This is a genomic window from Klebsiella sp. K5-204 (assembly GCF_030128585.1).
Lineage (GTDB): Bacteria > Pseudomonadota > Gammaproteobacteria > Enterobacterales > Enterobacteriaceae > Klebsiella > Klebsiella quasipneumoniae.
Genome location: NZ_JAKUZS010000001.1, coordinates 473,147 through 485,921, shown reverse-complemented (window position 1 = coordinate 485,921; position 12,775 = coordinate 473,147). Strand labels below are relative to the sequence as shown.

General features: G+C 61.9%; 14 protein-coding genes. 5 read left to right on the top strand and 9 right to left on the bottom strand.

The window, feature by feature from the left end:
- Window positions 1–203 precede the first annotated feature (203 nt).
- A complete protein-coding gene (locus MKR05_RS02410; protein ID WP_238875561.1) occupies window positions 204–1,379 on the top strand; it encodes an aminotransferase class I/II-fold pyridoxal phosphate-dependent enzyme in 1,176 nt (391 codons plus the stop codon).
- A gap of 19 nt (window positions 1,380–1,398) precedes the next feature.
- On the opposite strand, the gene MKR05_RS02405 is transcribed toward MKR05_RS02410, so the two are convergent.
- The 3 genes from MKR05_RS02405 to MKR05_RS02395 form a co-directional block, all read right to left on the bottom strand.
- Window positions 1,399–1,758: a hypothetical protein gene (locus MKR05_RS02405; protein WP_049015170.1), complete on the bottom strand. Its 360-nt coding sequence runs from the start codon at window positions 1,756–1,758 to the stop codon at window positions 1,399–1,401.
- A gap of 206 nt (window positions 1,759–1,964) precedes the next feature.
- Window positions 1,965–2,876, bottom strand: coding sequence for an NmrA/HSCARG family protein (locus MKR05_RS02400; protein ID WP_214183791.1), 912 nt, complete (start codon window positions 2,874–2,876; stop codon window positions 1,965–1,967).
- Entirely contained in the window at window positions 2,876–3,739 is an 864-nt protein-coding gene (locus tag MKR05_RS02395; protein ID WP_072413104.1) for an MBL fold metallo-hydrolase, read from the bottom strand. The genes MKR05_RS02400 and MKR05_RS02395 overlap by 1 nt, the downstream gene beginning before the upstream one ends.
- An 87-nt stretch (window positions 3,740–3,826) precedes the next feature.
- On the opposite strand from MKR05_RS02395, the gene MKR05_RS02390 reads away from it, so the two are divergent.
- The gene (locus tag MKR05_RS02390; RefSeq protein ID WP_072413103.1) at window positions 3,827–4,750 is read left to right on the top strand and encodes a LysR family transcriptional regulator; all 924 of its coding nucleotides are present in this window, start codon (window positions 3,827–3,829) and stop codon (window positions 4,748–4,750) included.
- Window positions 4,751–4,769: 19 nt separating this feature from the next.
- On the opposite strand, the gene MKR05_RS02385 is transcribed toward MKR05_RS02390, so the two are convergent.
- Entirely contained in the window at window positions 4,770–5,675 is a 906-nt protein-coding gene (locus MKR05_RS02385) for a LysR family transcriptional regulator (RefSeq protein WP_064157534.1), read from the bottom strand.
- 138 nt (window positions 5,676–5,813) lie between these two features.
- Here MKR05_RS02385 and MKR05_RS02380 point away from each other — a divergent pair, with 138 nt between their 5' ends.
- Both MKR05_RS02380 and MKR05_RS02375 read left to right on the top strand, forming a co-directional pair.
- Window positions 5,814–6,743, top strand: a complete 930-nt coding sequence (locus MKR05_RS02380; RefSeq protein WP_023289408.1) for an aromatic alcohol reductase — start codon at window positions 5,814–5,816, stop codon at window positions 6,741–6,743.
- 25 nt (window positions 6,744–6,768) lie between these two features.
- Window positions 6,769–6,975: a DUF1471 domain-containing protein gene (locus MKR05_RS02375; protein WP_085550778.1), complete on the top strand. Its 207-nt coding sequence runs from the start codon at window positions 6,769–6,771 to the stop codon at window positions 6,973–6,975.
- Between the two features lie 50 nt (window positions 6,976–7,025).
- On the opposite strand, the gene MKR05_RS02370 is transcribed toward MKR05_RS02375, so the two are convergent.
- Window positions 7,026–7,904, bottom strand: coding sequence for an AraC family transcriptional regulator (locus tag MKR05_RS02370; protein ID WP_064154719.1), 879 nt, complete (start codon window positions 7,902–7,904; stop codon window positions 7,026–7,028).
- A gap of 158 nt (window positions 7,905–8,062) precedes the next feature.
- On the opposite strand from MKR05_RS02370, the gene MKR05_RS02365 reads away from it, so the two are divergent.
- Window positions 8,063–8,818, top strand: a complete 756-nt coding sequence (locus tag MKR05_RS02365; RefSeq protein ID WP_087824920.1) for an SDR family NAD(P)-dependent oxidoreductase — start codon at window positions 8,063–8,065, stop codon at window positions 8,816–8,818.
- 4 nt (window positions 8,819–8,822) lie between these two features.
- Here MKR05_RS02365 and MKR05_RS02360 read toward each other — a convergent pair whose 3' ends face one another.
- The 4 genes from MKR05_RS02360 to tssF all read right to left on the bottom strand — a co-directional run bounded on the left by MKR05_RS02360 (window position 8,823) and on the right by tssF (window position 12,767).
- On the bottom strand, window positions 8,823–9,317 hold the full coding sequence (locus MKR05_RS02360; protein ID WP_238875559.1) for a hypothetical protein: 495 nt from the start codon (window positions 9,315–9,317) through the stop codon (window positions 8,823–8,825).
- A 126-nt stretch (window positions 9,318–9,443) separates the two neighbouring features.
- Window positions 9,444–9,986: a type VI secretion system lipoprotein TssJ gene (tssJ, locus tag MKR05_RS02355; protein WP_023289403.1), complete on the bottom strand. Its 543-nt coding sequence runs from the start codon at window positions 9,984–9,986 to the stop codon at window positions 9,444–9,446.
- The gene (tssG, locus tag MKR05_RS02350) at window positions 9,964–11,049 is read right to left on the bottom strand and encodes a type VI secretion system baseplate subunit TssG (protein WP_060590930.1); all 1,086 of its coding nucleotides are present in this window, start codon (window positions 11,047–11,049) and stop codon (window positions 9,964–9,966) included. Before tssG ends, tssJ begins: the two co-directional genes overlap by 23 nt.
- The gene (gene tssF / locus MKR05_RS02345) at window positions 11,013–12,767 is read right to left on the bottom strand and encodes a type VI secretion system baseplate subunit TssF (RefSeq protein WP_072413099.1); all 1,755 of its coding nucleotides are present in this window, start codon (window positions 12,765–12,767) and stop codon (window positions 11,013–11,015) included. The genes tssG and tssF overlap by 37 nt, the downstream gene beginning before the upstream one ends.
- Between the last annotated feature and the right edge of the window lie 8 nt (window positions 12,768–12,775).

Below are 12,775 nucleotides of genomic sequence, written 5' to 3'. Positions count from 1 at the left end.
GGTTGGCGATATTGAGCGATTAAATCACAGCCGAAAGCGGGTTGTAAGCCAGAACGCCGGATTTCCTTTTGCTTATTCCTCATAAACTTTTGCCATCCCGACATATCCTAAAAACAATAATCCTTTGCATATATTGTTATTTAGCCAGGCGCAATAAATCCCTTAAAGATGGCAGATTATTGATAACGTAAACCGGGAAAATTATGCCTGATTTCGCTGCTTCACCACTGGTGGACGCCCTGGAAGAGAATCTGTTCAGCCTGCTGGAAAAACTGGCTGCGGAGGTCAACACCGACGCGCTGCCGTTGATCGACCTCTCCAGCGGCAGTCCGGATCAGCCCACGCCGCCGGAAGTGATTGACTCGCTGCAGAGCGCCATTCATCGTCGTGAAAACCATGGCTACCCGTCGTTCTGGGGCAAGCCGCAGGTCCGCGAAGCGATCGCCCATTTTTATCGCCGCCAGTATGATGTGGAACTCGATCCGCACAGCGAAGTCGCGGTATTTCAGGGCTCGCATATCGGTATTGGCGGCATCCCGCGGGCGCTGCTCCGTCCCGGACAATACCTCATCTCCACCGATCCCTGCTATCCCATTTACCGCTCAGCGGCGCTGCAGTCCCAGGCGGCGTTTTATGGCCTGCCGCTCAGGGCTGAGAACCACTTCCTGCCGGATTTTAACGACCTCCCCCGGGAGGTAGCTCACCAGGCCGGGCTGGTGGTGCTTAACTATCCGCATAACCCCACCGGCACCCTCGCCACGCCGGCGCTGTTCGCCAGCGCCCTGCAGTTTGCCCGACGTCACCAGGTGCCGATCCTGCACGATTTTGCCTATGCGGCCATCGGCAGCGCGGCCAGAGATGCGCCGCTGAGCCTTTTCTCTCAGCCAGGCGCGAAAGCGTGGGGAGTGGAGACCTACACCTTCTCCAAGACCTTTAATATGGCCGGCTGGCGCTTCGGCTTCGCGGTCGGCAACGCCTCGATTATCCGGGCGTTTAAAAAACTGCACACCCACAGCTACAGCACGGTGTTTGGCGCCATTCAGGATGCAGCAATCGCCGCGCTCAGCCTGCCGGCAGAACGGATTGCGCAGCTGACGGCGGTGTATCATCAGCGCCGGGAGTGGGTTCTGCGTCGACTGGCCGCACTGCGCTGGCCGGTTCGTGCCGCACAAGGTACTTTCTTCCTCTGGCTGAGCGTGCCGCCCGGGTACCGTTCACAGGAGTTTGCCCGCCTGCTGCTGCAGGAGGCGCATATTCTGGTGGCGCCAGGCACTGGTTTTGGCGATGGGGGTGAAGGGTTTATTCGCATCAGTCTGACGGCTGGGGACGACGCGCTGCGCAAGGCGCTGGACCGTCTCGCCCGGCTGGCGCTGTTTTAGCGCCCGCCTCGCGGAGTCGTTACATCTTCAGGTAGCCCGCCATGCGTTGAATACGCGCGGCGGAATAGTCATAGCAGGCGCTGGCGGGTTTACCCAGTACGCGATATTTGGCGCCATTGTAAAAGGCGGTCTTATTCTCCTCTTCCAGAAAGCGCCGGGAGACGGTGTCGCTGAAAATACGGTCGCCATCCGACTGTGGCTGATAGCGGCTGGATTTGACGCTCTCCCACGCCACGCCGATCGGCTTATGGTCATAGCCGGTCATACAGAACAGCCGGTTGGAGGCCAGCAGATCGGCCTCGATGGTTTTAAATTCCGCCGCCGTAGCGGCGCAGGTTATGCTTAACAGGCAGGCCGAGGCCCATCGGTAAATTGTCATTATTCAGGCGATCCCAGAGAGTTTCCTCCATTCTAAGCGGCTGAAAATTCTGGACGTTCACTTTCACCTATCGTTGCCAGCAAAAACCGCAAAATAATTTACACTCAGACTCCTCGTGCGTTGTCTTAACGACCTGCAGGCCTTCCCTGCTCAGCTCATCCGCCGGGCCAGACAACGAGACGCCGGCGGGAAGGATATAGCCGTCTTTAACGATTAAACGCCCAGCGGGTCCCGCTGGTCAGCGCCCGCTCGAAGGCGGGACGGCCGGGGCCCGCCAGCCAGCCGGCGAAGGTGTGCAGCTGCGGGTGCAGCTGGCGCAGGGCGTCGAGGTCGGCGTGCCCCGCCAGCCGCCCGTCGTCCACCAGCCCGGTCAGCTTGTGCAGAAAAGGGCTGGCGGCCAGCACCTCGTCGGAAAATCGCGAATAGGGGATCGGCCGTCCCGCCGCCGCGGAGAATAACGCCTCGAGCTGATGACCGGTCACGCTGTCGCTGGCGATCTCGAACGTCTTGCCGGCAAACCGCGCCGGCGCGGCAAAAATCGCTGCGACAAGCTGGCCGATATCCTCCACCGCCAGCACCTGCATCCTCCCCTCCGGCAGCATAAAAAAGTGAAAATGACCTTCATCAAGGCCAAAACCGGGCATCACCAGCAGCTCCATAAAGGTGGCGGGCCGCACGATGGTCGCCGCCAGCGGCAGGCGGCGGATATGCCGCTCAATCGCCGCTTTGGTGTCATAATGCGCTACGCCGGTCGGCGTCTCCCCCGCCGCGCTGCCGGAGCTGTATACCAGATGCTTCACCCCGCACTCGACGGCAAGGTCGGCGATGGTTATCCCGTAGCGCACCTCCTGCTCATCGGTTACCGTCCCGCCCGGCGAGCTGGGCTGCACGCTGAAGACGCCGTCGACCCCGGCCATCGCCGCCCGCATTGCCGCCCGGTCTTCAAAGGCGCCCACGACCAGCTCGGCTCCCCGCGCCGCCAGCGCGACAGCCCCGGCGGAGAAAGGATCCCTGACCAGCGCCCGCACTCGCCAGCCGCGGTGCAGCAGCGCCCGCGCCACCGAGCCGCCCTGCTGGCCGGTGGCGCCAAAAACCAATACGATTTGGGCATTATTCATCACCGTTCCCCCTCGTCAGCAGATCGTTCTCCGGCGTCTCGCCAGCGATACTCCCCTGGCCTGTCCTCCTCCAGCCAACCGCAGGAGGGTCCGGCGAAATGCCCGGTGAACCATTGGGCATGATGGCTTGCGCACCACGCCATCATCTCGCGTCGCGAGCGTTCCGCCTGCCGGGGATCGCCGCAGAACGCCGAGCTCCAGTGCGGATGGGTAAACTGGCGCGGGGAATGAAGAAGATCGCCTGAGAAACAGGCGTAGTCATCGCCAGAGGAGAGGATCAGCGCGGCATGGTCCGGACTGTGGCCGGGGGTAGGGATAAAGGCGATCCGTCCGCCGACCAGCGGCCTGGCCGCCACATCCACGGTCTCCAGCTGGCCAGCCTCGATCACCGGCAGCAGGCTGTCGAGCCACAGCGCCCGGTAGCGTTCGCTGTTCTTCACCCGCGTGAGCTCTTTTGCCGAACACAGGTAGCGCGCGTTGGGAAACAGCGGCGCCCAGCGATCGTCCCGCCAGACGGTATTCCATCCGACATGGTCGGTATGCAGGTGGGTCAGTAGCACCAGGGTCACCTCCTCCGGGTTCACTCCCGCGGCGCGGAGATTCTCCAGATAGGGCGTGTTAAGTTGATGATAGAGCGGATTGCCGCCGCGCTCCCGACCATTGCCGGTGGCGGTATCGATAACGATCAGATCGTGGGGAGTCTGTACCACCCAGCTGTGGATTGACAGCGCGATTGGCTGATTATCGGCGTCCGCCTCCGTCACAGGGAACGCCGCGGGATAGAGCGCCGCCGGCTGCAGGCTAATCTCGCGTTCCGGCACTTTGAATATCAGGCTGTCGCCTGTCTGGTAAGTTTGCATCACTCCCTCCGCGCGAATTGCGCTGGTTGATTTACCGGGGTGATATTCACTATGCTGCCGGGATAACCCACATTCAAATTGATTATCATAATGAAGAAAATCATTGAAAATGATTTTAGTCGTATCGATCTGAATTTGTTGACGGTCTTGATGGTGCTGTACCGCGAAGCCAGCGTTACCCGCACCGCAGAGGCGCTGCATCTTGGCCAACCGGCCATCAGCGGGGCGCTGAAACGGCTGCGCGAGATGTTTGACGATCCGCTGTTCGTGCGCAGCGCCAGAGGCATGCTGCCGACCCCGCGGGCGCAAGCGCTGATGACCGAGCTGCAGCCGCTGATGGAACACCTGCATTCGGCAATGTTTGGCGCCGGGGAGTTTTCCCCCGCCAGCGCGCAGCAGCTTTTCCGCGTCGGCCTCAGCGACTGGAGCGAACACTGGTTGATGCCCCAGCTGTTGCCCGGACTGATGCAGGAGGCGCCCCGGGTGTCGCTCCAGACACTCGCCGCCGACCCCTTCCAGGTACGCCAGCTGCTGGAGGCGGATCGCATTGATGTCGCGGTGTCCCTCAACAAGCAGAGCCGCGGGGAGATCGTCAGCGAACCGGTGATGAGCATGGGGGTGACCACCCTCTGGTCGCCGCAGCAGATCCCCTGCCGCGGGCCGTTGTCGGTGGGCGATTTCATCGCCTGGGAACATGTGATGGTGGCCTATCGCGAAACCGGCCACGGGGAAATAGATCGCCAGCTCGCCAGTCAGGGACTCGCGCGGCGCGTGCGCTTCGCCACGCAGAATTTCTCCACCTTTCCCCTCCTGCTGACCACCCTGCCGCTCTTCGCCACCGTCCCCCAGGGGCTGGCGCAACGCTGGCAGGCGCAGTATGCGCTGCGCGCGGACGCCCCGCCGGTGGCCTACCCGGAATTTACCCTGTGTATACTGCGCCACAAACGCCGGGCGCAGGATCCGGCGCTGAACTGGCTGATAGCGAGGATAAAACAGGCCATGCGCGGCCAATAACCGGGCCGATGCCCCGTCATCAGGCCTCGCTGAGCGGGGGTTGCAGAACGCACCTGCTCCAGTCGTAAAACGCGCGCACCGCCGGCGGCAGATAGCGGTTTTGCGGATAGACCAGCGACAGGGGAAGATCAGACGCGGCCTGCTCCAGACAGGCGACCAGCGCGCCGCTCTGCAGCCAGGGTTGCGCCAGATAGCTGGCGACGCGGATCAGGCCCAGCCCCTGAACGCCGGCCTGGATATAGGCATCGGTATCGTCGACCACCAGCGTCTCCCGCATGCGGATCGCGCAGTCGCCGTCATCGAGGGAGAAAAGCCAGTCGATGGTCCGCCCGGTACGGTGGTTCAGGTATCCCACCGCCCGGTGCTGGTGCAGATCGTCAATGCTCTGCGGCCGGCCGTGGGCCGCTATCCAGGCCGGCGAGGCGAGGACCATCCAGCGGTAGCGGGCCAGAGGGCGCGCCACCAGGGTGGTGGAATCTTCGATTTGCCCGGTACGGATCACGCAGTCGAATCCCTCCTGGATAATATCTTCCACGTTGTCGCTTGAGCAGAGGATCAGCTCCAGGTCGGGATACTGCTGCAGAAACTCGCCGATCCTCGGCAAAACGCAGTGCCGGGCGAGAGATTGCGGCATCCCCACCTTGAACCGCCCGGCGGGCTGCGCCGAGCGGCCGGGAAAGGAGGCTTCCATCGCCGTCATTTCGGCCAGCAGCCGTTTACACTCTTCGTAATACCGACGCCCCTCCGCCGTCACGCTGAGCTTGCGGGTGGTGCGCTGAAGAAGCTGCGCCCCAAGCCAGGCTTCCAGCTCCTTCACTACCCGCGACACCGTTGAGCGCGGCTGCCCCAGCGCCTCCGCCGCCCGGGCGAAGCTGTGGGCATCCACAACCGCAACATACAACTGCATGGCATCCAGTCTGTCCATTTGGTGCTCCCCCGACGGTTATTATCCCATTATGACGAACAGTCTAACCCGAAATCCTGTTCTTATCGAATGATGCCCTCCCCCCTACACTGAGCCTGTAGCCAGTGAATACAAGGCTTAACTGAGCAAGGAGTTAAAATGAAAACTGATGATATTAATCTTGAGGAAAAGGTATTAGTTCTGGGAGCGGGACAACTGGGAGCCGCCGTACTGGATGCGCTGGTGCCAGCGGTGATCCAGCGCCAGGGCGCGGTCTCGGTGATCGTCTCGCCGGCGGCCTGGGATGAAACCGGCCAGCTGCGTTCGGCAAGCCACCGGGCGCTGGCCGACGCCGGGGCCGCCTTTCTCGCCGTCGACATCGCCGGTAGTTCACTGGAGACCCTGACCGGCGCGTTTCGCGGGTACAGCACCGTGATTAACTGCATGGGCTTTGTCGCCGGTCCGGGGACGCAGCTGAAAATTACCCGCGCGGTGCTGGCCGCCGGAGTGCCTCGCTATTTTCCCTGGCAGTTTGGCGTCAATTACGATGTGGTCGGCAAAGGCAGCGGCCAGCCGGTCTGGGACGAGCAGTATGATGTCCGGACCCTGCTGCGCGCGCAGCAGGCCACGGAGTGGGTCATTATCTCCACCGGCATGTTTACCAGCTTTCTCTTCGAGCCAGACTTCGATGTGGTGAATTTATCCGCCCGAACCCTTCACGCCCTTGGCAGCTGGGACACCCAGGTGACCGTTACCTCGCCGGCGGATATTGGCCGCCTGACCACCGCGATTTATCTGCATCAGCCGCGGATCGTCAACGAGGTGACGTTTGTTGCCGGCGAAACGACCTCTTACCGGCAGCTGGCGGACACCGTGGAGCGCGTGACGCAGCAGACGTTCAGCAAAGCCGTTCACACCCTGCCCGCCCTGCTGGACCAGCTGCGGACAGACCCGGATAACGCCATGCTGCGCTATCGCGCCGCCTTCGCCCGGGGGGATGGCGTGTGGTGGCCGATGGGCGACACCTGGAATACCCGCCACCATCTGCCGACCCAGGACATTGCCGGCTGGCTGCAGGCCGCGCGCTGATTTTCTCTCACAGGACAGAATGACGATGAACAAGCTGATTCCACTGATCGTATTGAGTTGCCTGCTGCCGCTGGCGGTCAACGCCAGGACCCTCACCGCCACCGGCGATACCCTGGACCACGCGGAAAGTAAAATTCGCCAGCAGGCCGCCCGCGAGGGCGCAACCGCCTATCGGATCATTGAGGCGCGAATGGGTAACAAAGTGCACATCACGGCGACACTCGACCACTGAACCACCGCTATCCGGCTCAGGGAGGAGCCGCCGCCAGCCCGCGCGCCAGATCAGGCGCTCATTCTTTCCCGTCGACGGTCGCGGCCCGGCGGCGCGCCGTACAGGCGAGCGTATTCCCGGGTGAACTGCGACACGCTGATATAGCCCACTTCGCCGGCCGCCTGCGCAATGCTCATCCCTTCCGCCAGCATCAGGCGGCGGGCGTGGATCAGGCGCAACTGCTTCTGAAACTGCAGCGGCGACAAGGTGGTCATGGCGCGGAAATGACGGTGAAAGACCGAAACGCTCATCCCGGCGGCGTCGGCCAGCGCGTCGACGCTGACTGGCTGCATAAAATCCCGGCGCAGCACCGCCACCGCCCGGCGGATCCGCGCCGAATGGCTGTCTGCGACGCCCAGCGCCCGGATGGCCGCCCCGTGAACACTCTGCAACAGCCAGTAATGCAGCTCCCGCCGCAGCCCTTCGCCTAACACCGCCAGCGCCCCCGGTTGATCAAACAGTCTTGCCAGCCGGTAAGCGGCGTCCGTCACGTCGGCATTCATCGGTTCGATACCGACGCGGGGCGCCTCATCCGCCCCTGACGGTCCCACCTCCTGCAGCTCGCGCAGGATAGCCAGATCCAGCTCCAGCACCAGCGCGTAATAGGGAAAACGCTGACTGGCCTCGGTGATCTGGCTGGTGGTGGGGACATCCGCGGCGATCACCATCGCCTCCCCCGGACCATAGTCGAAACTTGCCAGGCCGGTGGTCACGCTTTTGCGCCCCTGCAGCAGCATGGCCACCAGCGGCCTGGCGATGGCCGCCTGCAGATCGCCTGGGTGCAGGGCCCGCACCAGAGTGATGCCGGGAACCGGGGTAACCGCCACCCCGCTGCTATCGACATGAGCATCGGCATACCGGCGGCAGAGAGCGAAGAGTTCGTCGCGCATAAGATCCTTTCAGGCAAGTTTTAAAGCCTCATTATGCGCTATTTCCCACCAGAAGAGAGGGTATTGAGAGGAATGGGCAAAAAATAACAAGGATTGGGCAACCCGGTCTGGTAGCCACCCCCTATTGTAAGGACTCCACACACCAGAGAGGATCGAACATGACTAAGATTGCACTTATCACCGGCGCCAACCGCGGCCTTGGCCGTCAGACCGCACTGGATATCGCCCGCCAGGGTGGGGACGTCATCGTCACCTGCCGCGGCAATATTGAACAGGCGGAAGCGGTGGTGGCCGACATTCACGCCCTCGGCCGCAAGGCCATCGCCCTGCCGCTGGATATGGCGCAGACCGCCAGCTTTCCGGCCTTCGCAGACAGCCTGCGCGCTGCGCTGGGCAGCGTCTGGGGACGGGACACCTTCGACCATCTGATCAATAACGCGGGACACGGCGAATTTGCCCCGCTGGCCGAAACGCGCGAGGCGCAGTTCGATGGGCTGTTTAACGTCCACGTTAAGGGGGTGTTTTTCCTCGTTCAAACCCTGCTGCCGCTGCTGGCTGACGGCGGACGGATCGTTAACTTCTCCTCCGGACTGACCCGCGTCTCTTATCCTGGCTTCTCCGCCTACGCCGCGGCCAAAGCGGCTGTGGAGATGCTGAGCGTATACATGGCCCGCGAGCTGGGCGGGCGCGGCATCACCGTCAATACCGTCGCCCCCGGCGCTATCGCCACCGACTTTGGCGGCGGACTGGTGCGGGACGACTCGGGGATTAACGCGCAGTTTGCCGCGATGACGGCGCTGGGACGGGTGGGCGTTCCCGAGGATATTGGGCCGATGATCGCCAGCCTGCTGCGCGACGATAACCGCTGGGTGACCGCCCAGCGGATCGAGGTATCGGGCGGACAGACCATCTGACCAGTCAGGCCAGGCTGTCGATCGCCATAAAAAAGCGGTCTTCGGTGAGAATCTGTCGCGCCTCCGGGGGCTGGCGCGCCTGACGGATCAACCAGCCGCCGTCCGGGGCCAGGCTCAGATAAAACACCTCCCGGGAGCCCGCCCCGCCAGGTGTCTCAAGGCTCAGGGTCACGACCCCCTTTTCCACGCCATCCCACAGCTGCTGCGGCACGATATTGACGCTGCGCTCGCCGTTTTGCAGGCGGAGAGTGGGGATATCGTAGCGGCAGATGCCGCTATTGAGGCTGTAGCCAAGGGTGCTCAGATCGTGGAGGTGGCGGGTCGAAACCACCACCTCGATGCCCGTTCCGTCAAACCACTGATTCACCTGCCGGGCGAGCGCCGCCATCTGCTGGCGAAACATGGCAATATCCGCGGCCGCCGCCCCATCGAAGGTGGTTGTCCGCAGCGGATTTTGCTGGTGCTGCAGTTTCTTAAAAAAACGCTCCCTCGCTGTCACGTTATCTCCCTGTGCTGTGATGAAACCGGTGAGGCTGGATGAGGATGGTTACCGCCAGTTCGCTGGTTAACGAAGATTACGGGCCAATCGCCACGATGGACCCGCCGCAGAAATTTGTTTTCGACGTTACTTCGCCGCTTCAGGCCTGAGCCTTAGCTGGTTAGTTTCGGCGGTAAAAATACGTGGCTTGTCAGGATCCAATTCCTCACGCGCCAGCACCTGCTTCCAGGTATTTCTTTCTGTATCCGGATGGCGGAACAGGCCGACAACCGCCACGAACTTCGCCTGCGTTTCCAGCGGCATATTGAGACTGGCGTCCCCTCCGGGGTTGATCACTACGTCGCGACTGGCGAGGAGATCGGCGGCGAGCAGAATATCCCCCTCCTCCAGCAGCTGCTGATAAACCAGCCGGTCAAAGGTCCGGCGATCTTTAAGCTGATAGATGCGCACCACCACCGGTTCGGAGAGCGAGTGATTCTCTCTGGCATCGGTGTTGAGCGCTTCGCGCGCCGTAAAATCCAGATGCAGCGTATTAATTTGCTTATAAAAAACGGCGTTGAAGGCGGATTTTGTTCCCTCCGAGACGCGCTGGGTGAGCCCGCATCCGCTCAGGCAAAGCGCTAGCAGGGACAGCAGGCAGGCGGTTTTAATCAAACTTATACGTAACACGTCGGTTTCCTTGCGATGAGGTGGCAGGCTGCAGGCCGGTATAGGTGCCCAGTTCGGTGGTAAATGTCTGTGGGATATCATCCTGACTCTCGCCCTCTCCAGCGCCCAGCACGCCGTTCATACCGAGCCAGAACGGTCCGTCCCCCAGCGGCGGGACAGCCAGCAGTCGGGTCGGCGCGGTCAGGGTGATTCTGGCCCGGAATCGCCAGCCCAGATACACCCGCAGCAGGATGAGAAAGTCCCGAAACAGCGGGCCATCAGGCTTCCAGCCCTGCGCCTCCTCGGGATTATCGGTGATAAGGGCGACGAGGAGCTGGCTACTGCTGTCCATCGCTTCGTCACCCAGCGGGGTATTGCCGTCCAGTAAGAAGTCGTCATCGCCGTAAAAGCCCAGCGGCTGGCTGACCGCCACCGGACGCAGGCAGTAAGGGCTCGCCCTGACGGTGGTCTTCGGGGCCAGCAGCGTGACCAGAGCCTGGATCCCCTGCTGAGTTTTGCCCGGCTGACGCAGCACGCCAGTCAGCGCCAGAAAGCGCGACGCTGGCGAGGCGATATGCCGCGTCGTGCCGGGGATGCCCAGCCCCGCCAGACCCAGCAACGACTGTGACAGGCGGTCGGTACCGCCGGGCTCAAAGGTGGCGGGCCAGCAGTATTTCCGCCAGAGGCGGTAATACTGCGTGATAATCCGGTGACTGAAGATATCCAGCACCCCCTGCAGCGCTTCATGCCCTTCCCTGCGCTGGGCGATATCATCGAGCCAGGCCGTCGGGAGCGGCGAATCGACACCGTACAAGCCCATAAAGGTGGTGCGAATGACCGGCGGCCCGCTGTCATTGGCCTCATCGTATTCCACGGCTCGGAGTTCGCTGGCGGGGAATCCCATCCCCGGATGCGGATAAAAACGTACCGGATCGTCAGCCGGATGGCTGGTCGCCCCCATCAGCGGTTTATCGGGGTGCTGACGTTCCAGAAGCTGACAAAAGCGGTAAAAATTGATCCGCGGCAGGTCGGCCTCCAGACGCGGCATCAGCCGGGAATGCGTCGGCTGTGCTTCTCTTCCCATTCCAGTCGTTCTCCGGTTGGTTGCAGAATGATAATCAGGCGGTTGAACAAGTAGATATCGGTGTAGAGCGCAAAGAAGCGGCTGAGCATCTCGCCAAACAGGCATATATCGCCTCGTCCGGCAAAGCCGCGGCTGTCGAGGGTGACTTCAATTTGCACGCCGCGCACCAGATGGCCCTGTGCAAAGCGCTCTGTTGCGCGGTGCTTCACGTCGAGGATGGCTTCCAGACGCCGACGATTCATCTCGCTGTCGGTCCATTCATACAGCGCCAGGGTGCCGCGCAGGACTTCAGCGTTGTCCATCAGGGAAAGAAAACTGCTGCCCAGATGGCTCAGCACCCGCCAGTGAAAACGATCCTGGGCAGGGGGATAGCACGGGAGCGTCGGCGCGCAGAGGTTACGAACCGCGACGCTGGCCGAGGTGGTTTTCATCACCGTATCGAGCACGGTGCTCTGCAGCGCACGACGCGGAAGCTGGCCGTTGGTTCCGGTGAGGGTGAGCGACAGGCTCTCATCTTCCGGTACGGTATGATTGTCAAAGGCTTCCCCGCCGACGATAAGCCAGGTGTTATGCAACCCGGAGGGGCCACGGCGCACCCGGGTATGATAGTAATAATCAGGCGCGTCATGACGCATCATGCCGCCTTTGTGACGAAAGCTTGAGAACGGCGCGTAAGCCTGTTGGCTCGAGGAGATCACGGAATCGACGGTGTAAATTTCAGTGTGGCCGTCCTGCACGCGCAGTGGGCGCAGCAGGTATTCTGTCTGCAGGGAATTGATGGTCAGCGGATCGGACTCGAGCGGGAACAGGTTGATCGCCGGTACGCAGTGCAGGCGCAGCTGCTTTTCGCTGAAGCGGAAGTCATGTTCCCAGCGTTCCGCCAGCACGACGTCGATCTCAAACCACGCCATCCCGGCCGGGAAAGCCACCGTCTCCAGCCCGCGCAGGTCGATGAACATGAACTTTTCACGGAAGGTAAAATACTCCAGCAGCAGCTGGTAGCCGCGAAAACTGCGGCTATCTTCGGGCCAGAGGCCGTCATCCTCGCCAAATCCCAGCGCGCTGAAATACCCGTCCAGCGGCTTTCTGTCCTCCTCACCGGGTACGCGCAGCCACATCCTGGCCACCTTGAGGGTAAAGGCCTCGTGCATGGCGCAGGCCAGCGGCGCATCGGCGTTGCAGTAGAGCGGGATATGGCTGAGATCGATCCGGCGCCAGTCCGTCAGGCTGCTGCAGTTAAAGCGCAGCGTGATCACCGACCGGCCATCCGTATCGGTGGTCAGCTGAGCGCGCTCCAGGGACAACGGCTGCAGAGCGATCGCTTTGGTGGTGGTGTACCGACAGCGCGTGCCCTTTTCACCGATCGGCCGGGAAAGCACTTCAAAGCCTTTGGCCATCGTCATCGGCTCTTTCATTTCCTGCCAGTCGGGGGTGAATTCCACGACTGACAGGGAAGGAATGGTACGTAAATAATGTGGCCACAGCAGACTAACCACGCCTTCGGTGAGTTCGGGCAGGTCGTCATCAAGCTTCTGGCGCATGCGGCCCATCAGGAAGGCAAAACCTTCAAACAGACGCTCGACAAAGGGGTCGCGGGCGCCCGCTTTGTCAAGATTGAGCATTGCCGCCTGCTCAGGATGAGCGCGGGCAAACTCTTCACCCGCTTCCAGCAGGTAGCGCATTTCAGCGTCGTAATAACGCAGGGTTAAATCGTCCATAAGTCACC

Bases quoted from the DNA above. Each gene is read 5' to 3' on its own strand.
- MKR05_RS02410 (WP_238875561.1), top strand. From the start codon at position 204: ATGCCTGATTTCGCTGCTTCACCACTGGTGGACGCCCTGGAAGAGAAT.
- MKR05_RS02405 (WP_049015170.1), bottom strand. From the start codon at position 1,758: ATGACAATTTACCGATGGGCCTCGGCCTGCCTGTTAAGCATAACCTGC.
- MKR05_RS02400 (WP_214183791.1), bottom strand. From the start codon at position 2,876: ATGAATAATGCCCAAATCGTATTGGTTTTTGGCGCCACCGGCCAGCAG.
- MKR05_RS02390 (WP_072413103.1), top strand. From the start codon at position 3,827: ATGAAGAAAATCATTGAAAATGATTTTAGTCGTATCGATCTGAATTTG.
- MKR05_RS02385 (WP_064157534.1), bottom strand. From the start codon at position 5,675: ATGGACAGACTGGATGCCATGCAGTTGTATGTTGCGGTTGTGGATGCC.
- MKR05_RS02380 (WP_023289408.1), top strand. From the start codon at position 5,814: ATGAAAACTGATGATATTAATCTTGAGGAAAAGGTATTAGTTCTGGGA.
- MKR05_RS02375 (WP_085550778.1), top strand. From the start codon at position 6,769: ATGAACAAGCTGATTCCACTGATCGTATTGAGTTGCCTGCTGCCGCTG.
- MKR05_RS02370 (WP_064154719.1), bottom strand. From the start codon at position 7,904: ATGCGCGACGAACTCTTCGCTCTCTGCCGCCGGTATGCCGATGCTCAT.
- MKR05_RS02365 (WP_087824920.1), top strand. From the start codon at position 8,063: ATGACTAAGATTGCACTTATCACCGGCGCCAACCGCGGCCTTGGCCGT.
- tssG (WP_060590930.1), bottom strand. From the start codon at position 11,049: ATGGGAAGAGAAGCACAGCCGACGCATTCCCGGCTGATGCCGCGTCTG.
- tssF (WP_072413099.1), bottom strand. From the start codon at position 12,767: ATGGACGATTTAACCCTGCGTTATTACGACGCTGAAATGCGCTACCTG.